Origin of the sequence: Arthrobacter ramosus (assembly GCF_039535095.1) — a bacterium.
Lineage (GTDB): Bacteria > Actinomycetota > Actinomycetes > Actinomycetales > Micrococcaceae > Arthrobacter > Arthrobacter ramosus.
Genome location: NZ_BAAAWN010000001.1, coordinates 60,744 through 82,362, shown reverse-complemented (window position 1 = coordinate 82,362; position 21,619 = coordinate 60,744). Strand labels below are relative to the sequence as shown.

Below are 21,619 nucleotides of genomic sequence, written 5' to 3'. Positions count from 1 at the left end.
CATTTTGTGGCGCAACACGCCGTATTTGCCGCATGCTAGTCGTTTCGTGCGATACACGTTGGCAATTTAGCACCACGCACCGTCTCGCGAATCCTCTCCGCCGTGGTTCCCGTCAGGGATGCCACAGCAAAAACATCCAACATCCCGCTGCGCAGGGCCATAAGGACTGCAGCCTGCATCCGCTCCTCGCACCTGGACTTCTCATCCATCGCGGCCGCCAGGGCCCGCGCGACGCCATTAAGGCCGAGCAGATGGACATCGTGTCCAAGGCCGCTAAAAGGCAGCTCCAGGTAGCCGATGCCCACCCGCTTGACCTCAATGCGCTTTATTCCAGAAGCTGCCGCAATGCCGGTCACTGGAAGCCGGTCCGCCAACGCCAGTGCCACCCGTTCTCCACGAACGCGCAGCAGTGTCCTGATGCTGCTGTCGATGCGGGCCCGAACCAAACGGGCCGCCACCAAAGACTGCCGAATCCGGACTAGCTCATCATCCTCAGCGGCGCTTAGTGGACGACGCTCGGACGGCATTCGCCGTCCCTCCTGTTCCACGCCGCGGCCTCGTCGTCCCAGGCTCGCGCCCAGATGTAGCCCGTGCTCCAGTCCGGCTCTATACGAGTACATGCCAAGGGGAGGCGGCTTCGGCGAGCCTCCACACCACGGACGCGTCCTGCACGGGAGGCATGATGTTTCCCTCGAAGAAACGCTGCGATCGCATCTCTTCGCCCTCCGCCACCCACGTCCCGCTCACCGGGCAGTGGTCGCCAGTGGACGCGACGGCGAGCGGTCGCCTGGGGCGCAGTCCTTGCTGCCTTGGTGCTTTCTGCAATGTCGATCCCATGCTGCCACTCCTCCGATGCGGGCGTTTCAAACTCTCGCATCAAGCGTATGGCGGCCAGGAAGGCAATTCAAGAATCTTTTCTCATTTGAGTATTAAATCTTGCTTTCGAAAGACTCACCGAATCTCTAACCCTGCTTCAGCCAGACGAAGTGCCACGTCCCTGCCCATTGGGCCGCGAGCACGGCCGCGGCTGCGATGACCAACCCGCCAGCCAGAACCCAGACGTCCAGGCGGCTGTAGGTGGATTCGCGCGCCCAGGTCCGCCGTCCACCGCCGAAGCCTCGCGCCTCCATCGTCACAGCCAAGCGGGACGCACGACGGATCGCTTGGACCAGCAGCCCGAAGCTTTGGCCGAGCATGGCCTTGAAGCGTTGCTGCGGGCTCCCGTGCGAGCCGACACCCCGCGCGCGCCGTGCCATACCGATGGTCTGCCACTCCTCCGCCATGAGCCCCACGAGCCGCAGCGCGGCCAAGGTGCCCAAGACAAAACGGTGCGGCAGTTTCGCCTTCTGCGCCAGGGCATCGGCGAGATCGGTCGGGTCGGTGCAACTCATCAGGAGAATGGCCGGCAACGCGATCGCCAAGCCGCGCAGCATGAACCCGAGTCCCAGCTGCAGCGAGCCTTCGCTGATAGACCAGATCCCGACGTCTAGCAGTATCCTGCCCCTGTCGGCCGACAGGATCGCGGTGCTCCAGCCGCCCAGCGCCGCCGCGATGATCAGGGGCCAGCCGCGCTGCCACAACAAGCGCACGGTGAGCCCCGCGAGGGGGAATAGCGCCAGTTCGCCGAGGAGCGCCGTCGAGGCGGACACCAGGTCAATGGACAGCGCCAACACCAAGGTGATCAGGAAGACCGACACGAACTTGGCCAGCGGATTCGCGCGACTCAGAAGGGCATTGTTACCGCGCAGGGTCAGGGTTTGCCTCATGCCGCACCCGCTTCCTGCCGGGCCGCGCCTTGGAGCGCAGGCTCGAGCCGCATCTCGGTGCCGCCCAGGACGGAGCTGAATTCCTGGTCGTGGGTTACGGAAACCACGGATGTGCCGGCGTCGAGCAGTTCGGACAGGAACGACGCAAGCTCGGCCCACGTGTTCGCGTCCTGGCCGAAGGTGGGTTCGTCCAGCACCAGGACGCGGGGGTGCGCGGCGAGCACCGTGGCCACGGATAGCCGCCGCTTTTCGCCCCCGGAGAGCGTGTACGGATTGGCGTCCACGAGATGCCCCAGACGCAGCCGCTCCAGCAATTCGTCCACTCGCTCCTCGCCATGGCCAAGGTGCTTGGGGCCGAACATGAGCTCGTCGAGCACGCGGCCGGTGACGAACTGGTGCTCGGGCTCTTGGAACACGGTCCCGATCCGGGAGATCAGCTGCTGGGCCTTCCACTTGAAAGGGTCGGTGCCGGCGCCTTCACTGAGCCCGACGGCGGCAGTCACCGTGCCGGACACTGGTGCCAACAGGCCCGCGAGGGTCAAAGCGAAGGTCGATTTTCCGGCGCCGTTGGGGCCGGTGATGGTCAGGGCCTGCCCGGCGAGCACTTCGGCGTCGAGTCCGGCCTGCACAGGAAGGGGCAGGATGGTTTTGAACCCCCGGCGCCGCGGCCTTTCGCGGGACACCGCGAGCTCCTGTGTAGCGAGCAGCAGCTCTCCCCCGCTCCTCGCCCCGGAGCCGGCTGCTGTTCCGGAGCCGGCGGCCGTGCCCGAACGTGGCCGGGTGGCCGGCACGTACCCGGGCACCCAGACGCCCGCAGCAGTGAGCATGTCCCTTGCTTGAGCCAGAACGGTGTCCGGATCGCCGTCCAGGAGCACCCCTGGCGTCGACCCTCCCGTGGAGGAGGAGCTGCCCGGCTGGAGGACCACGATCCGGTCCACAAGGTCTTTCCAGACCGAGACCCGATGCTCCACCACCACCAAGGTGGCGCCGGTCTTGTCCAGGCAGCGGCCCACGGCATCGCGGACCTCGAGCACGCCAGCCGGGTCCAGGTTGGCGGTCGGCTCGTCCAGGAGGATCAAGCCAGGCCGCATGGCCAGGATGCCGGCGAGCGCAAGGCGCTGTTTCTGCCCGCCCGAGAGCGCCGACGTCGGGTGGTCGAGCGCAAAGTCGCCGCTGGAACTGTTCCGCAGCCCGACGTCGTCGAGCGCTTCATGGACGCGTTTCCAGATCTCTTCCCGCGGCACGCAAAGGTTCTCGGCGCCGAAAGCGACGTCGTCGCCCAGCCGGGAAAGCACCACCTGGGTTTCGGGGTCCTGCTGCATGAGTCCGGCACGGCCCCGCTGGGCCTTCGGCGAAACACCATCCACGAGCAACGAGCCGGTCTCGTCGGCGTCGTCACCGTCCTCGCCCAGAACGCCCGCCAGGGCATGCAGGAGCGTCGACTTGCCCGCGCCCGAGGGGCCAAGCAGGAGCACGCGCTCGCCGGGACGGATGTCCAGGTCCAAGGCGTGGATGGCCTGCGTGGTGCGGCCAGCGTGCCGCCAGCCCCACCCGTGCGCGGAAATGGCGGCGGGTCGCACCACAGCAGGGGTGCCGGAATCAGGACTTGGCATCAGGAAAAGACGGGCTCCGAGGCGGCCTTGCGGGACGCGAACGCGCTCAGGACACCGGTCTTGGCCAGGCCGCGGGTCGCGATCCAGGCCAGGGCACCGGCGATGACGGCACCAGAGATCGTGCAGAACACGATGTACGCGAGCTTGTCGCCGACCTCGTAGGCGATGTTCCAGCCCCACGGCAGGAAGGAATCGTTCAACCCACAGAACAGGCCCGCGCCGGCACCGGCCAGCAGGGACACCGGCAGGTTGAACTTCTTGTACATGAAGGCCAGGAAAATGAGTTCCGCGCCGAGGCCCTGGAGCAGGCCCGAGATCAGGACCGTGGTGCCGTACTGGTTACCCATGATGAGCTCGCTGGTGGCGGCCACCATTTCGCAGAAAATTGCCGCACCGGGCTTGCGGACAACGAGCATGCCCAGCACTGCCGGAATCATCCAACCGCCAGCGATCAGGCCGCCCAGCGGAGGGTAGCCGGCGGTCACGGGCGTAACAACCAGAGCCATCTGGTCCCATGCCCAGAAGATCACGCCACCGGCGATGGAGATCAGTGCCGCCACGACGATGTCCACGACGCGCCAGTTGTAACCAGGCTTGGTGAGGCCCGGCCTTGCAGAAATACCAGTCATTTTGTCCTCCTGAGGAACAGGAGGGGAAAGTGTTCCGGTTGCCTGCGAGCGGCTTCCGCTGCGCCGGTCCGGGCACTATGAGAACTCGACTCCCTTGCGCCGGTACTAGCCGGATCAGGTTCGAGGGTCTGCGGCTGTCCGCACTCTCAGCGCCCGTCCTCCGTGCCGCATTGCTGCAAGCCCGACGGCGGCGCTCCCCTGTCGTTATCAATCCACCCTTTTGGGCGTGGTTCAGTTTACACCTTGGCGGGGTTGCGGGCGCTGTGCCAAAACGCGTAACGACGGATTCTGCTGGATCATTCGCCGGGTGAGCACAGGCAGGCCCGGAATGGCGCGGGCGCGTACAGAAACTGGGAGAATGATCCAGCAGAATGTGACGCAGCAAGCGGGCAAAGGAGCAGTCTTGGCAGGCATTGTCGAAGCGAACAGCACCACGGTGGCCGAACCTAGGCTCGCCGCGAGCGTGATCCTCGTCCGCGAGGCCCCCGTTTACACGATTCAGTCAGGCCCGGAGGTTCCCGCGGATGCCGGGCGCGGCCTGGAAGTGTTCGTTCAGCACCGGGTAAGCACGATGGATTTCGCCGCGGGCATGGTTGTCTTTCCGGGCGGACGGGTGGACCAGGTGGACAGCTCCGGCTGGGACTTCGCGGACGACGTCGTCGAGCGGCACGCCACCGCATGGCACCGGAGCAGCATCGCCGTCGAGCCCACTTCCGCCGGGTTCAACGCCGGCCGGGTACTGGCGGCCGCGCAGCGCGAGGTGTTCGAAGAGGCCGGGCTGAAGCTCGACGCCGCCACCCTCCGCCCGTGGGCCAACTGGGTCACACCGGCAGACCAGCCCAAGCGCTTCGACACATACTTCTACCTTGCCTGCCCGCTTTCCGGTGCCGAACCAAAGCACCAAACCACGGAAGCGTCATCGTCCTTGTGGATGCCGGTCCGCGGAATCCTGGATGCCGAAGCCGCCGGAACCCTCAAGCTCATGCCGCCCACGCTGGCGCTGCTGGATGAGCTACTCGCCCTCGGCACGGTGGAAGCGATCCTGGCCGAAGACCGTGACATCATGCCCGTCCGTCCAAAGCCTGGAGCCTTGGAGGAGTTCTTCCGGCTGAGGCGCCAACCGCCATCCGTTGCTCCGGAACAGCCCTGAAGTGGGGTTAGGCTGGGGACGGTCCTGTTTCCTCCCGCAAGGAGTCCCGGAATGAACCTCCTCATCAAACTGCTCGGCACTGGCGTGAGCATCGGCGCAGGCTTTGTCGGCACCAAGCTCGTCAATGCGTTGTGGGAAAAGTCCACCGGCAAGAAGCCTCCCAAGGGTCACGATGACATGGAGGCAAGCCTGCGCTCGGCACTGACCTTCGCCCTGATTTCGGCGACTGTCAGCGCTGTCATCCAGGTTTTCGCAAGCCGCAGTACCCAGCGCGCCATCTCGCGCTTCTCGAAGACGCAGGACATCGTCTAGGCTGACGGCCCGCCGTTGGCGCCCCCGCCGTTGGCGCCGGGGCCGCCCGCGCCCCCGCCGTTGCGGCCGTTCCCGGTGTGGGGCATTGCCGAGTCCGCTTCTTGAGCTTTCTCCGCCGCCCGTTGACCGGCAGCCCGCAGCACCACGGCCTCGAGTTCGTCGGAGCTGAGCAACTCGGGGTGGAGGTGCTTGGTCCGGTAGCCTGCGCGGCCCACCATGTGTGCGGACACGGGAACGGTCAGCAGTTGGAAGATCCAGGCGACTGCCAGGATCGGCCATACCCACCATTCGCGCATCTGCAGCCCGATGGCCGCCAAGACAAGGAACAGCCCCAGCACTTGCGGCTTGGTAGCTGCGTGCATGCGGCTCATGAGGTCCGGGAAACGCAACAGGCCGATTGCGGCGCCCAATGACATCAGCGCACCAACAATCAGCAGTACCGCGGTGACGGCATCGATCACGGAGTCAATTCCGGTGGCATTAGGAGTCATTGACCTGTCCCCTCCGGTCGGCCACGAAGCGGGCCACCGTCACCGAGCCAACGAACCCGATCAGCGTCAGTGCGACGAGCAGCACGAGGTTGTTGAGGTGTCTGTTGACGGCCATGTCGATGGCCAGCGCGGCGCCCAGTATGGCGAGCAGGACGTCTGAGGCGAGCACCCGGTCCAGCAGGGAAGGCCCGACGGCGATCCTGTAGATCGCGCCTGCCGCCGCCAGGCTAAGAATCACCGCCGTGACGATCAGCACGATGTCTTTCACGAACCAGCTCCTCTCGTTGCAGGCCAGCCTTCGGCCTGGAGTGCGTCCATTTCCGCGCGGGAACCCATGATCCGGATCAGCGAGGCCTCCGTATCCTGGACTTCCTTGCGCAGCTTGGCGGTGTCCACATCGTTGCGGACATTGAGCCCGTGGATGTAGAGCGTGGACGTGGAGCGATCCACCTCTACCACCAAGGAACCCGGAATCAGCGAAATAACGTGCCCTGTGGCGGTCACCATGAGGTCGGAATGGCTGCGCAGAGGAACTGCGACCACGGCGTTGGTTACCGAAGGCCCTCGGAAGACCGCCAGGTACATGACCTGGAAGCTCGCGGCCACCACTCTGCCAAGGAACACGGCGGCGAAAGGAACGGCGCGCAACACGTTGAAACGCCCGCTGAGCTCCACGGGAGGCAAGTAGAAGACCCTGGCCACGACCACCGCGATCAGCGCACCGAACAACAAGTTGCCCGGGCTGAAGTCCCGCCAGAGCGCACCCCAGACGACCACCAGCCAGACCAGCAGGGGCAACTCGGTGCGAAACGAAATCCGCTTGCGGCTCACTTCCCACCTCCCTGCACGGGTGCGGCGATCTCCGGAACCTTGGCATTCCCGCCGAGCACCGAATGGATGTACGCCGTGCGGTCCAGCATCTGTTCCGCGGAGTTTCCCGCCAATTGGAACAACGGACCCGCGAAGACGGTCAGCGCTACGCCGAAGATCACCAGCGCGGCCGTTGGCCCCACCATGGTCCGCGGAAGCAGGCCGACTGCTGCTGTGTCCTTGAGGACGGCGGCCGGGTATTCCGCGTCCTCGGGTTTCCGCCAGAATGCGCGGTTCCAAACGCGGGCAATCGCCAGCAAGGTCAAGAGGCTGGTGACAACGCCGCCCACCACCAAGGTAATGGCCAGCGGTGTCCCGAGGGCGATGCCTGCCTGCAGGAGTCCGAGCTTCCCCAGGAACCCGGAGAAAGGAGGGATTCCCGCGAGGTTCATGGCCGGAATGAAGAACAAGAGCGCGAGGAGCGGAGACAGCTTCGCGAGCCCACCCAGCCTGTCCACGGACGAGCTGCCGCCACGGCGCTCGATCAAGCCGGTCACCAGGAACAGGCTCGTTTGGACGGTGATGTGGTGGGCCACGTAGAAGACGGCGGCAGCAAGCCCGGCAACGGAAGACATGGCCAGCCCAAACACCATGTAGCCGATATGGCTGACCAGGGTGAAGGAGAGTAATCGTTTGATGTCGCTCTGGGCTATGGCGCCGAGAATGCCCACCAGCATGGTGAGGAGCGCTACCACCATCAACGGGGTATTCAAAGTGTCGCCGGGGAATAGAAGGGTCTCCGTGCGGACCATGGCGTAGACGCCCACCTTGGTGAGCAAGCCGGCGAACACGGCAGTAACCGGTGCGGGTGCGGTCGGGTACGAGTCGGGCAGCCAGAAGGACAGCGGGAACACGGCAGCCTTGATGCCGAAGGCCACGAGCAGCATGACGTGGAGCAGGTTCCTGGTGCCCGGGTCCAATTCGGCCAGCTTCATGGCGAGATCCGCCATCGTGATGGTACCTGTGGCTCCGTAGATCATCGCAATGGCGATCAGGAACAACACCGAAGACACGACGGAAACCACCACGTACGTGACCCCTGCGCGGATGCGCGGACCGGTGCCGCCCAGCGTCATGAGGACGTAGCTCGCCGTCAGAAGGATCTCGAAGCCCACGTACAGGTTGAAGAGATCACCTGTGAGGAAGGCGTTCGAGACACCGGCTACCAGGATCAGGTAGGTCGGGTGGAAGATAGACACCGGTGCCTCGCGGTCGCCGTCGGCCATGCCTTGGCCGGTGGCGTAGATCAGCACCGCGAGGCTGATGACGGAGGAGACCACCAACATGAGCGAGGAGAACTGGTCCACCACCATCACCACGCCAAACGGCGGCTGCCAGCCACCCAGGGTGACGGATGCGGTGCCCGTGGTCCATACCGAGGCAAGGAGCCAGCATTCCAGGAGCAAGGTCAGGGACAACAAACCGATGCTGACCGCGCGTTGAGCCAGTGGGTTCTTGTTCAGGGCGAACGTCAGTGCGGCACCGAGGATGGGAAGTACGACGGCGAGCGGCGCCAGGCTGGCGATGTTCACTGGGGGCCCCCTTCTTTGGCTGCTTCGGTGACGGCCGTAACCGGGAATTCGGACGTTTCCTCAGGAACCACGGAGTCGTCTTCGACGTCAAAGCTGGGTGTCTTCGCGACCCGCCGGTCTTCGGCGTCGTCCTGGATGTCGTCCTGGCGCGCCAAGGCCCAGGTCCGGTAGATGATGCCGAGCATGAATGCCGTCACCGCGAAGGAAATCACGATCGACGTCAGGATCAAGGCTTGCGGCAAAGGATCGTTGTAGTCGCGCGGATCCGTCGATTTGCTGAACAGCGGGGCAAGTCCGGCATATCCGCCCGTGGCGAGGATCAGCAGGTTGGTTGCGTTGGCCAGGAGCATGAGCCCCAGGAGAACGCGGGTCAGGCTGCGTTCCAGGATCAAATAGATTCCACAGGCATAGAGCACTCCCATGACGATCAACAAGGTCAAGTTGACGCTCATGGGGTCCCCTTCCCGAGCGAAGTGGTTGCCGACGGCGCAGTGGTTACCGTCGTCGCAGTGGCGGCGGGCGCTTCGGATCGGGAGTCCCCTGAATCCCGCGCGTCTCCGCTGGCGGTCTCCTCGAAGTGTTCGTCGATCTCGGCTCCCAGGCTGCGCAGCACATCCAGGGCAAGGCCCACGACCACGAGGTACACGCCGATGTCGAAGATCGTGGAGGTCACGAATTTAATGTCACCGAACAGCGGTAGCCAGAACTCGATGATGGCGCTTTGGAACACTTGGCCGCCCAGAAGCAGGGGGACGAAGCCTGCCGCGGCCGCCGTCGCAAGACCGGTTCCCAGCAGCATGCCGGCGCTGATCGGTGCTGCTTCCCGCAACTCGAACCGTCCGCCGGCCAAGTAGCGGATGGTCAGGGCGAGCCCGGCCGTGAGTCCGCCGGCGAAGCCGCCCCCCGGAAGATTGTGTCCCGCCAGCAGGAGGTAAACGGAAAAGACGATCATCGAGTGGAAAATCAGCCGCGTGACCACTTCGAAAATGATGGAACGCCGTTCCGGTGCCAGGGTTCGGCCGGCCACTAGCCAGGGGTCTGTCAGGGAGCCCGCGAACTTGCGGACGAGTGCCAGCGAGGCGTCGTCGCGCGAACTGCCGCCGGCCGCGGCGCGCCTTCCCACAGTGCCCTCGGGAATCGTGGCGGCCTTGTTGAGGCGCTCGCCCCTGCTGCGGACAAAGATCAAGCTCGCGACGCCGGTAGCGGCGACTGCCAGCACGGAGATCTCACCGAAGGTGTCCCACGCCCGGATGTCCACCAGCGTCACGTTGACCACGTTGAGTCCGCCGCCGCCTTCATAGGCCAGCCGGGGGAAGGAGAGCGACACAGGCTCGGCAACGCGGGCGCCCATCGCGTAGATCGCGACGAAGATCATGGTGGCCGCGAACGCCACACCGATGATGACGCGAACCACCCGGTATTTGCCGCCGGTACGGTCCCGGAGCTCCGGAGGGAGGCTGCGCATCGCGAGCACGAAGGCCACCAGGATGATGGTCTCCACCAGCATTTGCGTTAGGGCGAGGTCCGGGGCTCCTTGCAACGCGAACATGAGCGCGATGGCGTAGCCGGTGACGGACACCATCAGCACGGCGAGGAAGCGCTTGTTGGCACGAACGGCGGCGAGCGCGCCAACGACGATTCCTGCCGCGGCGATGAGCTGGAGCGGCGAATTCGGGTCGATCAAAAAGAGACCGCCCGGGAGCGGCTTGTTGGCCACGATAAGGGCCGTAAGCGGGACGGCGAAAGCCACGGTGAGAATGACCGCCAGGTAGAAGTAGAGGGAACCGCGCTGCGTGCGCCCGGTGACCCAGACGGCGACGTCGTCCAAGGTCCCGATGGTGCGCTGGTAGGCGCGATCACCGTCCACCCAGTCCGGGATACGGCTTTGCGCCCGGGACACGAGGTTACGGGCATAGAACATCACGACTCCGGCCGCGAACGTCACGGCGGTCAATCCCAAGGCGGGAGTCAGACCGTGCCACAGCGCAAGGTGGCTGGCGCCGGCTCCGGTTGGTCCGACTGCGTTTGTTCCGGCAGCGGGTTCTACAAAGAGCGCGGCATACGGCTGGATCCACCCGTCCACCGGATCCGGCCACAGGCCGTACACGATGGTGAGGAAGCTCAAGATGGCGGGCGCCGCCAGGAACGATGGCTGGATGGCTTTGAACGGCGTCCGATCCACGCCCGGCTTGGTGGCGAACGCACCCCACATGAAGCGGGCGCTGTAAGCGAACGTGAGGATGGACCCCAGGACCAAGCCGACTAGGAGGACCAGCCCCCACGGTTGGGAAGCAGGGGCAGTACCGGAGTGATCTGTGCCGTAGTGGACGAACGCTTCGAACACGGATTCCTTGGCCACGAAACCTGCCAGCGGGGGTATTCCAGCCATGGATGCGGCGGAGATCCCCGCCACGATGGCGAGCGCCCTCGAGGACTTGTACACCCCCGAGAGTTTGCGGATATCGCGCGTGCCGGATTGGTGGTCGATGATGCCCACCACCAGGAACAGGGAAGCCTTGAACAGTCCGTGAGCGAGGAGGAGCGCGAGTCCGGCCAGTGCGGCGTCGGGCTGGCCGAGACCCACCACCATGGTGAGGAAGCCCAGCTGGCTGACGGTGCCATAGGCGAGGATGAGCTTGATATCGGTCTGCCGGAGCGCCCGGTAGCCGCCCACCAGCATCGTTGCCAGGCCCAGTCCGAGCACCAGCGGCAACCAGTAGGGGCTTTCGCTGAACCCCGGCGCCATGCGCGCGACGATGTAGATACCGGCCTTCACCATGGCCGCGGCGTGCAGGTAGGCGCTCACCGGGGTGGGTGCGGCCATGGCACCCGGGAGCCAGAAGTGGAAAGGGACCAGCGCCGATTTGGTAATCGCCCCTACCAGGATGAGTACGACGGCGGCAGCAACGGCACCTTGCGCAGGTCCCGTGACGAGGGTGGCCGCTTCAGTCATGATCGCCGAAATCCGGTATGTTCCGGCGGCCTGGGCCAGAATGATGAGGCCGACGAGCATGGCCAGGCCACCAGCGGTGGTGACCACGAGGGCCTGCAAAGCCGAGCGCCGCGCGGAAAGGCGGGTGCGCGCATAGCCGATCAGCAGATAGGACAGGACGGTGGTGAGTTCCCAGAAGATGAACATCATCAGGAGGTCGTCCGCCGTCACCAGGCCGAACATCGCCCCGGCGAAAGCAAGTAGCTGGGCCCCGAACCCGCCGAGGTCGGCATCCTTGTTCTTGAAGTACCGGGCGCAATAGACCAGGACCAACGCGCCGACTCCCAGGACCAGCAAGGACATCACCCACGCCAGGACGTCCATGCGGAAGGCGAATTCAAGCTTGAGGTTCGGAATCCACGGAAGGGTTTCTTCGATGAAACCGCCCGCGGGGGCCCCGGGGCCAGGAAGGCTCCGGCCGGGATAGATCCGGTCATACTGCACGAGCAGCCAGATAAAGGCGAGGGCGGGAACCGCTGCGAGGACGTAGAAGGCATTCCGCTGAAGCTTCCGGAAGATCCAGGGCGCCACAGTTGCCGCTGCAAAGGTCACGGCAAGAACTGTGATCACTGGAATCTCCGCAAAGTCAGGAATGAGTTGTCAAAAGTTGGAGCAGGCGGTCAAACGTTGGGTTCGGTGCAGGTAGTTTATCAACCGCATGTGACAAACAATGTCGGCATCCAGGGTGTCCAGGGATGAGGGGCCATGCAGGCTGCCTGGATGTCCCAAAAGTGTCACTTCGGGCGGTTACCATTCAGACCATGAACATGGCAGCTGCGCCTGAGGCCCCGCACCCGGCATCCGAGCTTGCTTCAGGGCCCGCCCTGTCGAACAAAGGCCAGATCCTTGCGTGGGCATCCTGGGACTGGGGTTCCGCGGCATTCAATGCCGTCATGACCACCTTCGTGTTCACCGTCTACCTGACATCCAAGGCGTTCGGCGGGGGAGACTCCGCGTCGGCGGCGTTGGGTGCAGCGTTGGCGATTGCCGGCGTCGCGATCGCGCTCCTGGCACCGGTCACAGGTCAACGCTCCGACTCCGGTGGCCGCAGGAAACTGTGGCTCGGGGTCAACACCGCCCTCGTGGCCGTCCTGACCGGCTCGTGCTTCTTTGTTTTCCCCAAGCCTGAGTTCCTGCTTCTGGGCGTCTCGCTGATTGCGCTCGGCAATGTGTTTTTCGAGTTCGCGGGCGTCAATTACAACGCCATGCTGGCCCAGATCTCCACCCCTGCCAACATCGGCAAAGTGAGTGGCTTCGGCTGGGGTATGGGGTACCTGGGCGGGATTGTCGCGCTTCTCATGGTGCTGCAGCTTTTCGTCCAGCCGTCTTTTGAGTGGTTCGGGGCTTCCACCCAGGACAGCCTGAATATCAGGCTCGTTGCTGTTTTCTCCGCGCTCTGGTTCTTCATCTTCGCGCTGCCGGTCCTCTTCGCGGTGCCGGAACTCTCCGTCAAGAAACCGGAATCCCGCCTCGGGTTCCTGGCCTCCTACGGTTTGTTGGGGCGCCGGATCGCGGCCATCTATCGAACCAGCCCGCACACCATCTACTTCCTGCTCGCGAGCGCCATCTTCCGCGACGGCCTGGCGGCGGTCTTCACCTTTGGCGGCGTCATTGCCGCCGGGACCTTTGGCTTCGAGCTCAAAGAGGTCATCTTCTTCGCGATTTTCGGCAACGTAGTGGCTGCCGTGGGCGCCATGATCGGCGGATTCCTGGATGACAGGATAGGGCCCAAGGCCGTCATCGTCATCTCCCTTCTAGGACTCCTGGTAGCCGGCACGGCGATCCTGGTTCTCGGCAATGGCGACTACGTGTTCTTCGGAGCCCATTGGGCAGGCGGCACCACTTTCTGGGTGTTCGGGCTGTTCCTCTGCCTCTTCGTCGGACCAGCCCAGGCCTCATCCCGCGCCTACCTCGCGAGGCTGGCGCCGGACGGCGAATCCGGCGAACTGTTCGGGCTCTACGCCACTACCGGCAGGGCGGTAAGCTTCCTGGCACCGGCGCTCTTTACCCTGTGCATCACTCTGGCGACCCCCCTGGTGGCCCCCGGCGGAGCCCAACGCTGGGGAATCCTGGGCATCATGGTGGTGCTCCTGGCCGGCCTCCTGGTGATCCTGCCGGTCAAATCACCCAGCAAGACGGAAATCGCCACCGTTCCCGTTCGCTGAGAGGTGGGGGCCGGCACCAGCGCCTATGCTTCGCACCCGAAATGGACTGGCGCACCCGGTCTATCGGGGGCCTACGTCCTTAGCGGGTGCCTACGTCATCAATGGGTGCCTTGATTCCACACAATCTGCGGAAAACCCTTGATCTTTGATTGTTAGTAGAGTTTACTAACTCTCATGGAAGCCCTTCGAGACCGTCAGCGCACCGATCGAACCGGCGCAGCAACCCTGCCTTCCGACGGGCGCGCCCACAACCTCTCCTTGGTGCGCCAGACCCTCCACTCGGCAGGAGCGATGAGCCGCGCGGATTTGTCCCGGACCCTGGGCCTGACGCGCGTCACGGTATCTGACCTCGTCTCTGACCTCCTGGAACGCGGCCACGTCGTGGAACTGGGGCACTCTGATGAAGTCCGTCCCGGCAAACCGGCCATCCTGGTGGACATCAATCGCCAGGGCCTCCAAGTGATCGGCATGGACTTGGCCGAAAATTCCGTGCTGCGCGCCGCCGTCCTGGACCTTGACGGCAACATCCTCGAACGAGTCGAGCGCACCATTGCTTCGGAAACCGGGCAGGACGTCGTCAACCAGGTCCTCGAACTCGCTTCAGAGGCCGTCGGCCGAGCCACCGCCACACTGCTCGGGATCGGCGTCGGGACCCCCGGCATCGTCAACGCCGAGGGCGTGGTCACCACGGCCCCCAACTTCGAGTGGAGGGACGTCGCACTGCGCGATCTCCTCCAGGAGCGCACTGGCCTGCCGACCCTCGTTTCCAACGACGCCGACGCCGCAGTCCACGCGGACTACACCTTCGGCGGCGGCAGTGACGACATGGTCCTCGTGAAAATCGGCCGCGGTGTCGGTTCGGGACTCATCGTGGGCGGCAGGCGTGCCCGGGGCGCCCACTCGGCCGCGGGTGAAATCGGCCACGTCACGGTCGGCACCGACGGCGGAACCTTGTGCAAATGCGGTAAAACGGGCTGCCTCGAAACCTGGATGTCCGTCCCCAGCCTCGAACGGGCCTTGACCGAAGCGGCTACGAGCTCCGAACCGAAGGCCGCGGCCGACGTCGTACTCCGGGAGGCAGGCGAGCGGCTCGCCATCGCCCTCGCACCCGTGGTTGGCGCCCTCGATTTGGGCGAAGTGGTCCTCAGCGGACCCCGGGGGCTTTTGGAAGGCTCCCTTCTCAACGCCGTCCAGCAGACCCTGCTTGAGCGGCTCTTGCACCAAGACCCTTCACCGGTGTCCGTCCGTCTCGCGGCAGACGCACAGGACATTGTCCTGCGCGGAGCCGCCGTGATGGTCCTGTGGAACCAGCTTGGTGTGGCCTGAGTGCCGCGCCTGCGCCGTTTCCAACCCTGACTACCCAGCTAAGCATCCTTCGAAGGAGCCGGACATGGACACGATTCAGTCCCCCGTTACTCAGTCCTTTGCCACCGGGCCCGCCCGCGACCACCTGCGCCGTCTCGCGGCAGGCACCCTCATGCCCGGATTCACCGGCATCGCCGTCCCCGTCTGGATCCTTGAAGCCTACGACGCCGGGCTGGCGGCTGTGTGCCTCTACGGCACCAATGTGGCGTCCCCCGTCCAGTTGCGCGAGCTCTGCGCCGGGCTGAGGGCACATTCCCCGAACACGCTCATCGCCGTCGATGAAGAGGGTGGCGACGTCACAAGGCTGCACTACCTCACGGGATCCACCCAGCCCGGGAACGCGGTGCTCGGGCGTTTGGACGACGTCGAACTGACCGCCGCCAGCGCCAGCGCCATCGGCCACGAACTCGCAGGCCTGGGCATCAACTTGAACCTGGCCCCCGATGCAGACGTCAATTCGGCTCCCGATAACCCCGTGATCGGCGTGCGGAGTTTCGGGGCCGAACCGGATTTGGTGGCCCGGCATACCGCTGCCTGGATCCGCGGTCTCGAAGACGCCGGTGTGGCGTCCTGCGCCAAACACTTCCCGGGCCACGGCGACACCACCGCGGACTCCCACCTGGCGCTTCCCCGGGTCACGGCCGACGCCGCCACGCTGGATGCGCGCGAACTCGTCCCGTTCCGTGCGCTCGTCGCGGCTCGCGGAGCCACGGTCATGACCAGCCACATCCTGGTCGAAGCCCTGGACCCGGATCACCCCGCCACCTTCTCCTCGCGCATCCTGCAGGACTTGCTGCGCCGCGACATGGGATTCGACGGCGTCATCATCACCGATGCCCTGGACATGGCCGGCGCGTCCGCCCAGACCGGTGTTCCGGAAGCAGCCGTCCGTGCGCTCATGGCCGGGGCGGACCTGCTGTGCCTTGGTTCCGAAACAGGACCGGCCCTCTTCGAACAGACGCTCACCGCGATTACCGATGCCGTTGAAGAGGGACGCTTGCCCATGGAACGCCTCGCGGACGCTGTTGCACGCACGGCAGCACTGTCCTCGCGTTTCCCCGCGGCCAGCGCCGCGGAGATCCAGGAGGCCGCGATCAGGGGCCAGCTCGGCCTGCCGGGCCAGCCGCAGCCTACCGGCGTGCCTGCCGACCCGAAGGCGCTCGACGGGGAGCGCATCGCAGAGGCCTTCGAGGTCTCCGAAGCCGCCCAAAGGTGGCTTGCACGAGAAGAACCTGTGGCGATCGTGCAGGTTGAAACCGGATCCAATTTCGCCGTCGGCCGCGTGCCGTGGGGCCCCGCTGCCACCACTTCGGCAGTGGTCCACGAAGGCGAGGTGCCCGACGGCGCCCGGGTCGCCGTCGTCGGGCGCGGCCTGGATGCCGAGCACCCGCTATGGACCGTCTTCGCCCGTTTGAGGGCGGAGGGGCACGCGGTGATCGCTGTCGAGTGCGGCTGGCCGCGCGGCGGAGCGGACATCGTCACCTATGGTGCGTCCCTCACGGTCTCCCAGGCCCTGACGGCGCTGCTGAACGGCAGCAAAAGGCCTGAACTTGGCTAGCTAGTGCGCATCACCTATCGACAGAAAGTTGCCATGGAAGTCATCGTCACGCCCGCTCCGGAATCGGCCGCTTTGGCCGCCACCCACGCCGTCCTCTCAGGACTTCCTGCGGGCAGGGGAGGAGTGCTGGGCCTGGCCACCGGTTCGTCTCCGCTGGGACTGTACGCGGAACTCGCGGCTGCGGTGGCCGCGGGCCGCGTGGATTTCTCGGACGCCAAGGGATTCGCCTTGGACGAATACGTAGGCCTTCCGGCGGAGCACCCACAGTCCTACCGCCAGGTCTTGATTCGCGAGGTCTGCGCCGTGATCGGGCTTCCCTTGGCCGGGCTGAATGTCCCTGACGGTACCGGTGCCACCCAAGCCGAGCTCGAAGCGGGAGCGGCTGCCTACGACGCAGCGATCGGTGCCGCTGGCGGCGTCGACGTGCAGATCCTGGGCATCGGCGCCAACGGCCATGTGGGATTCAATGAGCCCGGGTCCTCCCTTTCCTCCCGCACCCGTCTGAAGCGGCTGACGGCCCGCACGAGGCAGGACAACGCCCGGTTCTTCGACCACGACGGCGACGTCCCGACCCACTGCATCACCCAGGGATTGGGGACCGTTCTTGATGCGCGCCGGCTGGTGCTCATCGCCACCGGTGCCGCGAAGGCCGCCGCTATCGCTGCCGCCGTCGAGGGCCCGCTGACGGCGTCGTGCCCGGGTTCGATCCTGCAATGGCATGCCGACGCTGTGGTGGTTTTGGACGAGGCAGCCGCCGCCGGATTGGCGAACCGAGGATACTACGAGGACGCCGCGCGCGGCCTGGCTTTGACCCCCTAGAAAGGCGCGGACCGCTTTGCGCGGCGGCTGCGAGTGGCATCATTCCGCCGCCCCTTCAAGAGGGCTAGGGTGGACTTATGAACGTGGATGAGACAGAACTTCCAGGCCTCGGGGTCCGCAAGGATTTCATCACGGCCTCGGGACGCCGGATCGGTGTCGTCGAGATGCGGGAGGGTGAAACCGAGCTTTTCGTCTCCACGTGGGACGATCCCGATACCTGCCAGGCATCCATCCCGTTGACCGCAGACGAAGCCGCCGCCCTGGGCAACCTCCTCGGTGGGCAGCACATCGCCATGCGCCTCGCCGAGGCCCACAAAGAAATCCCCGGCATTGTCACGCGGCAGTTCTCCATCACCGCGGACTCCCCTTTCACCAACCAGCCCATGGGCAAAGCCCAGATCCGCACCCGCAGTGGCGTCTCGATCGTGGCGATCATGCGCGAAGGCGAAGTGGTCCCCTCACCGGCTCCCGACGTCGTCCTTCACACGGGTGATTTGCTGGTGGCTGTCGGTACGCAGGAAGGTCTTGACTCTGCGGCTGCCATTCTGCGCAACGGCTGACGTCCATGGACCCCCTGGCCCTGACCCTTATAGAGCTGGGCGCAGTCGTTTTCTGTCTCGGCCTCTTGGCGCGCTTGGCCGGCAGGATCGGCATGTCCCCCATTCCGCTCTATCTGGTAGGGGGATTGGCGTTCGGGGCGGGTGGACTGATCAAGCTCGATGGCATGCACGAGTTCGCCCATCTTTCCGGCGAAATCGGCGTCATCCTGCTCCTGTTGATGCTCGGCTTGGAATATACGGCCGCGGAACTCGTCACCGGACTGCGGCGCTCCTGGCAAGCCGGTGTACTGGACCTTGTGTTGAACTTCCTACCGGGTGCAGGCATCGCCGTGTGGCTCGGCTGGGGACTGGTGGGCGCGATCGTCATGGGCGGCGTCACCTATATTTCTTCCTCGGGCATCGCCGCGAAGGTGATCACGGACCTCGGCCGGATCGGTAACCGCGAAACGCCAGTGGTGCTGGCCATCTTGGTGTTCGAAGACCTCACCATGGCCATCTACCTTCCGATCTTGACGGCGATCCTCGCAGGCGTGGGCTTCCTGGGCGGGCTCCAGACGGTGGGTATTGCCTTGGCCGTCGTCACCCTCGTGCTGGTGGTGGCCCTCAAACACGGCCATCGGGTATCCCAGGCCGTGCACAGCGAAAACTCCGAAGTCTTCCTGCTCAATCTCCTCGGGGCCGCACTTCTGGTGGCCGGCATCGCGTCCGCCCTCCAGGTCTCCGCGGCGGTGGGCGCGTTCATGCTGGGCATTGCCATTTCGGGGGCAACCGCCCACAGCGCGACGCGGATCCTCGAACCGCTGCGGGATCTCTTCGCGGCAATCTTCTTCGTAGCCTTCGGCCTCAACACGGACCCGTCCAGCATCCCGCCAGTCCTGGGCTGGGCACTGCTCCTTGCTCTCGCGACAGCCGTTACCAAGGTGCTGACCGGATTCTGGGCGGCAAAGCGGGCAGGGATCGCCGTTCCCGGCCGTTTCCGTGCAGGAGCCGCATTGATTGCCCGCGGCGAATTCTCCATTGTCATTGCGGGTCTGGCCGTGACCTCGGGAGTCGTACCGCGCGAGCTTGCCGCCCTCGCCACTGCGTATGTGCTGCTTATGGCCATCACCGGACCGCTCGCGGCCCGTTTCGTGGAGCCGACGGTCAAGGCCTTCCGAAAGTCCGCGCGCAAACCGAAGGCATCCGAGCCTATTGTGTCCCTCGAGGCGTGAGATCTCGTCTCTTTCGTGCCTTCAAAGAGGCGAGACCTCACCTCTCAACGCAAGCAGGCGGGAGCTAAACCGCCGTCCGGTGGAAGTTCAGGTGGCTGCGGCTCGCGGTGGGGCCGCGCTGGCCTTGGTAACGGCTGCCGTAACCGCCGGAACCATAGGGATGCTCAGCGGCTGACGAGAGCCGGAAGAAGCACAACTGGCCGATCTTCATGCCTGGCCACAGCTTGATGGGCAGCGTCGCAACGTTGGAGAGTTCCAACGTCACATGGCCCGAAAACCCGGGATCAATGAAGCCGGCCGTGGAATGCGTCAACAGGCCGAGGCGCCCCAGCGAAGACTTTCCCTCAAGTCGTGCGGCGACGTCGTCCGGCAGGCTCACGGTCTCGTATGTTGAACCGAGCACGAACTCGCCCGGGTGCAGGATGAAAGGCTCGTCGCCCTCGACCTCAACCAGGCGGGTCAGCTCAGGCTGTTCCTCCGAGGGGTCGATGTGTGCGTATTTGTGGTTGTCGAACAGCCGGAAGAAACGGTCAATCCTCACATCCACCGAGGACGGCTGAACCATCGCGGGGTCGTAGGGCTCCAGGACGATACGTCGGGAGTCGATTTCGGCACGTATGTCGCGGTCAGAGATCAGCACAGGATCAAAAGTACCGTATGCGCCCCGTACCCCGTGGTGCCGGAGTGGCGCATGGGACTATAGTGCACCACATAGACTACCGTTACCGCTGTTGTGTTTGGGAACGGTGGCGCGACGCGAATCTGGGGAAACATTGAGACGAATTGCGGTGCCCGTTGCCGTGTTGGTGGCCTGCCTTCTCGCGGTGATGGCCCCTGCCTCTGGCCCGCTGGCCGTTCCGGTTCCGCTCGCCGGAACTGCCGCCGCCGCGCCTTCCACCTCAAGCACCACCGCAGGCGCTGAAAGTACGACGACGGCGTCTGCACCGCCGTCGGGATCCGGCCTTCCGCAGGCCGCACCTGCGCCGGGGTCACCAACGGCCACCGCGCCTACCCCCGCAGCGCCAGCAGCCGCAGCCGCCCCCGCTGCATCCCCGGCCGGTGCGGGCACCGCGGCAGCCGTCCAAGCGGCGACCTCGCCCGCGCAGGCAAGCCCCGCCGTCGGGCCCGGCAAAGGCACCCCACCCCAGGCAGTGGGCGGCCCGCCCCCGCTGCCCTCCATCCCGCCGGCATCCGGCCCGGACCCGATCCCCGGAGCCGCGGCAGGGGGTGTCCCGCAGTCGGGTCCGGCTACGCCCCCGACGAAGTCCTCCCCCGCAGCCGTGCCGCTGGTCTCGGCGCAAGCATTGGTCAACGACGACAATTCCGCCCAAGTGCTGGCCGTGTTCAATGCCATCAATGCCTACAGGACTTCGCTCGGCTTGAATCCGGTGAAGTACAACCCCACGGTGTCGACCCTTTCGCAGGACTGGTCCAACAACATTGCCAGCCGCCAGGTGATTGAACACCGCAGCAACTTCTGGACCGACCCCAGGGCCTTGAACCCCAACAACGGCGCAGGCGAGATCATCGCTGTCCGTTGGGATCGGGATGCCGCCCAACTGGTCGAATGGTGGAAAAGCTCGCCCGCCCACGACGCGCTGCTGCGTGATCCCCGCTTCAACGTGATAGGCGTCGGAATCACCTTCACGGACGGCAACTACCAGACCACCCCCAATAGCTACACGATGTGGGGCGTGGTCAATCTCTTCGGCTATACAACGCTCCCCGCCGGCACGGTGAACAGCCCTGGCGCGGGCACAGCCCCTCCCCAGCTTCCGGCCCCGACCGTCTGCGACCCTATCGTGAAGCACCAGCCGCCCACGCTGGACCTCAGTGCGGCAGCCATCCGCAGCGCCGGTGACCTCGTCGCCGTCGACCCTTCGGGCAACCTGAGGGACTACCCTGCGCTCGGCAACGGCACGTTCGGTCCCGCCCGGACGGTCGGGTCCGGTTTCGCCGGGGCGAAAGAAGTGATGACCACGGATTGGGACCGCGACGGCGTGATCGATGTCATCGCCCAAATGCTGGACGGCAGGCTCCTGCTCTACCCCGGAGTCGTGAGTGGAGGATTCAAAGCCCCGGTGTTGTTGGGCTCCTCGGGTTGGCAATCGATGACCATGGCTGTGGGCATTTGGTGCGGCAACAACCGGCTCCCGCAAATTCTCGCCATTGATTCCAGCGGCGCGCTTTACCTGTACCGGAACCTGGGGCTCACCGGCATGGTGGGGCGGACCCAAGTGGGCTCGGGCGTCAGTGCCATCCGCCTCAGCATGGTGGACTACGACGCCGACGGCTTCCAGGACCTGTTGGCGGTGGAAGCAAACGGGAACCTGCGGCTCTACCGCGGCTCCGGGCTCACCACGCCGAAGTCAGAAGCCCGGCTGGTAGTGGGAACCGGATGGACGGACTACTCCGGATTGCGCTCGCTCAGCGGTGTCACGGGTCTCAACACCACTGGAATCGCAGGCCTGCTGAGCAACGGAGCGATCGAATATTGGGACCTGACTGGCGGACGCCTCACGACGCCGAGCACTCCGGTCACCGGTTTAGCCGGACTCAAGCTGGCACAGTAGCTGGGCCCACGCC

At 65.2% G+C, this 21,619-nt stretch carries 20 protein-coding genes, 1 pseudogene and 1 riboswitch; of the genes and pseudogenes, 9 read left to right on the top strand and 12 right to left on the bottom strand.

Features of this window, described 5'->3' with window-relative positions; translation table 11 throughout:
- Positions 1-35: 35 nt before the first annotated feature.
- The 5 genes from ABD742_RS00410 to ABD742_RS00390 all read right to left on the bottom strand — a co-directional run bounded on the left by ABD742_RS00410 (position 36) and on the right by ABD742_RS00390 (position 4,008).
- On the bottom strand, positions 36-527 hold the full coding sequence (locus ABD742_RS00410) for a hypothetical protein (protein ID WP_234750981.1): 492 nt from the start codon (positions 525-527) through the stop codon (positions 36-38).
- Positions 528-606: 79 nt separating this feature from the next.
- The gene (locus ABD742_RS00405; RefSeq protein ID WP_234750980.1) at positions 607-837 is read right to left on the bottom strand and encodes a hypothetical protein; all 231 of its coding nucleotides are present in this window, start codon (positions 835-837) and stop codon (positions 607-609) included.
- Positions 838-962: 125 nt separating this feature from the next.
- Complete coding sequence (locus ABD742_RS00400) at positions 963-1,766, bottom strand: energy-coupling factor transporter transmembrane component T family protein (protein ID WP_234750979.1); 804 nt, start codon at positions 1,764-1,766, stop codon at positions 963-965.
- A complete protein-coding gene (locus ABD742_RS00395) occupies positions 1,763-3,379 on the bottom strand; it encodes an ABC transporter ATP-binding protein (protein WP_234750977.1) in 1,617 nt (538 codons plus the stop codon). The genes ABD742_RS00400 and ABD742_RS00395 overlap by 4 nt, the downstream gene beginning before the upstream one ends.
- The gene (locus tag ABD742_RS00390; RefSeq protein ID WP_234750976.1) at positions 3,379-4,008 is read right to left on the bottom strand and encodes an ECF transporter S component; all 630 of its coding nucleotides are present in this window, start codon (positions 4,006-4,008) and stop codon (positions 3,379-3,381) included. The genes ABD742_RS00395 and ABD742_RS00390 overlap by 1 nt, the downstream gene beginning before the upstream one ends.
- Before the next feature lie 73 nt (positions 4,009-4,081).
- A riboswitch (TPP riboswitch) is annotated at positions 4,082-4,218 on the bottom strand.
- Between the two features lie 148 nt (positions 4,219-4,366).
- Here ABD742_RS00390 and ABD742_RS00385 point away from each other — a divergent pair.
- The gene (locus ABD742_RS00385; RefSeq protein ID WP_234750974.1) at positions 4,367-5,158 is read left to right on the top strand and encodes an NUDIX hydrolase; all 792 of its coding nucleotides are present in this window, start codon (positions 4,367-4,369) and stop codon (positions 5,156-5,158) included.
- A gap of 51 nt (positions 5,159-5,209) precedes the next feature.
- Positions 5,210-5,470: a DUF4235 domain-containing protein gene (locus tag ABD742_RS00380; RefSeq protein WP_059389844.1), complete on the top strand. Its 261-nt coding sequence runs from the start codon at positions 5,210-5,212 to the stop codon at positions 5,468-5,470.
- A gap of 110 nt (positions 5,471-5,580) precedes the next feature.
- On the opposite strand, the pseudogene mnhG reads toward ABD742_RS00380, so the two are convergent.
- From mnhG to ABD742_RS00350, 6 genes and pseudogenes are all read right to left on the bottom strand, one after another.
- A pseudogene (gene mnhG / locus ABD742_RS00375) lies at positions 5,581-5,961 on the bottom strand (monovalent cation/H(+) antiporter subunit G); the annotation flags it as partial.
- Entirely contained in the window at positions 5,951-6,229 is a 279-nt protein-coding gene (locus tag ABD742_RS00370; protein WP_078107371.1) for an MrpF/PhaF family protein, read from the bottom strand. The gene ABD742_RS00370 and the pseudogene mnhG, both read right to left, overlap by 11 nt.
- A complete protein-coding gene (locus ABD742_RS00365; protein WP_234750972.1) occupies positions 6,226-6,792 on the bottom strand; it encodes a Na+/H+ antiporter subunit E in 567 nt (188 codons plus the stop codon). Before ABD742_RS00365 ends, ABD742_RS00370 begins: the two co-directional genes overlap by 4 nt.
- The gene (locus ABD742_RS00360) at positions 6,789-8,363 is read right to left on the bottom strand and encodes a Na+/H+ antiporter subunit D (RefSeq protein ID WP_234750971.1); all 1,575 of its coding nucleotides are present in this window, start codon (positions 8,361-8,363) and stop codon (positions 6,789-6,791) included. Before ABD742_RS00360 ends, ABD742_RS00365 begins: the two co-directional genes overlap by 4 nt.
- The gene (locus tag ABD742_RS00355; protein ID WP_234750970.1) at positions 8,360-8,815 is read right to left on the bottom strand and encodes a Na(+)/H(+) antiporter subunit C; all 456 of its coding nucleotides are present in this window, start codon (positions 8,813-8,815) and stop codon (positions 8,360-8,362) included. Before ABD742_RS00355 ends, ABD742_RS00360 begins: the two co-directional genes overlap by 4 nt.
- Positions 8,812-11,925, bottom strand: coding sequence for a Na+/H+ antiporter subunit A (locus tag ABD742_RS00350; protein ID WP_234750968.1), 3,114 nt, complete (start codon positions 11,923-11,925; stop codon positions 8,812-8,814). Before ABD742_RS00350 ends, ABD742_RS00355 begins: the two co-directional genes overlap by 4 nt.
- A gap of 191 nt (positions 11,926-12,116) precedes the next feature.
- Here ABD742_RS00350 and ABD742_RS00345 point away from each other — a divergent pair, with 191 nt between their 5' ends.
- The 6 genes from ABD742_RS00345 (at position 12,117) to ABD742_RS00320 (ending at position 19,033) form a co-directional block, all read left to right on the top strand.
- Positions 12,117-13,520 carry an MFS transporter gene (locus ABD742_RS00345; RefSeq protein WP_234750967.1) on the top strand — a complete coding sequence of 468 codons (1,404 nt, stop codon included), beginning with the start codon at positions 12,117-12,119 and terminating at the stop codon, positions 13,518-13,520.
- A 174-nt stretch (positions 13,521-13,694) separates the two neighbouring features.
- On the top strand, positions 13,695-14,846 hold the full coding sequence (locus ABD742_RS00340) for an ROK family transcriptional regulator (RefSeq protein ID WP_234750965.1): 1,152 nt from the start codon (positions 13,695-13,697) through the stop codon (positions 14,844-14,846).
- 64 nt (positions 14,847-14,910) lie between these two features.
- Entirely contained in the window at positions 14,911-16,443 is a 1,533-nt protein-coding gene (locus ABD742_RS00335) for a glycoside hydrolase family 3 protein (protein ID WP_234750963.1), read from the top strand.
- A gap of 33 nt (positions 16,444-16,476) precedes the next feature.
- Positions 16,477-17,262, top strand: a complete 786-nt coding sequence (locus ABD742_RS00330; RefSeq protein WP_234750961.1) for a glucosamine-6-phosphate deaminase — start codon at positions 16,477-16,479, stop codon at positions 17,260-17,262.
- A 77-nt stretch (positions 17,263-17,339) separates the two neighbouring features.
- On the top strand, positions 17,340-17,822 hold the full coding sequence (locus tag ABD742_RS00325) for a cation:proton antiporter regulatory subunit (protein WP_234750959.1): 483 nt from the start codon (positions 17,340-17,342) through the stop codon (positions 17,820-17,822).
- 5 nt (positions 17,823-17,827) lie between these two features.
- On the top strand, positions 17,828-19,033 hold the full coding sequence (locus ABD742_RS00320; protein ID WP_234750957.1) for a cation:proton antiporter: 1,206 nt from the start codon (positions 17,828-17,830) through the stop codon (positions 19,031-19,033).
- A gap of 64 nt (positions 19,034-19,097) precedes the next feature.
- Here the strand turns inward: ABD742_RS00320 and dcd are convergent, their stop codons facing one another.
- Entirely contained in the window at positions 19,098-19,673 is a 576-nt protein-coding gene (gene dcd, locus ABD742_RS00315) for a dCTP deaminase (protein ID WP_234750955.1), read from the bottom strand.
- 148 nt (positions 19,674-19,821) lie between these two features.
- Here dcd and ABD742_RS00310 point away from each other — a divergent pair, with 148 nt between their 5' ends.
- Positions 19,822-21,606, top strand: a complete 1,785-nt coding sequence (locus ABD742_RS00310; protein ID WP_344786838.1) for a CAP domain-containing protein — start codon at positions 19,822-19,824, stop codon at positions 21,604-21,606.
- Positions 21,607-21,619: the final 13 nt, after the last annotated feature.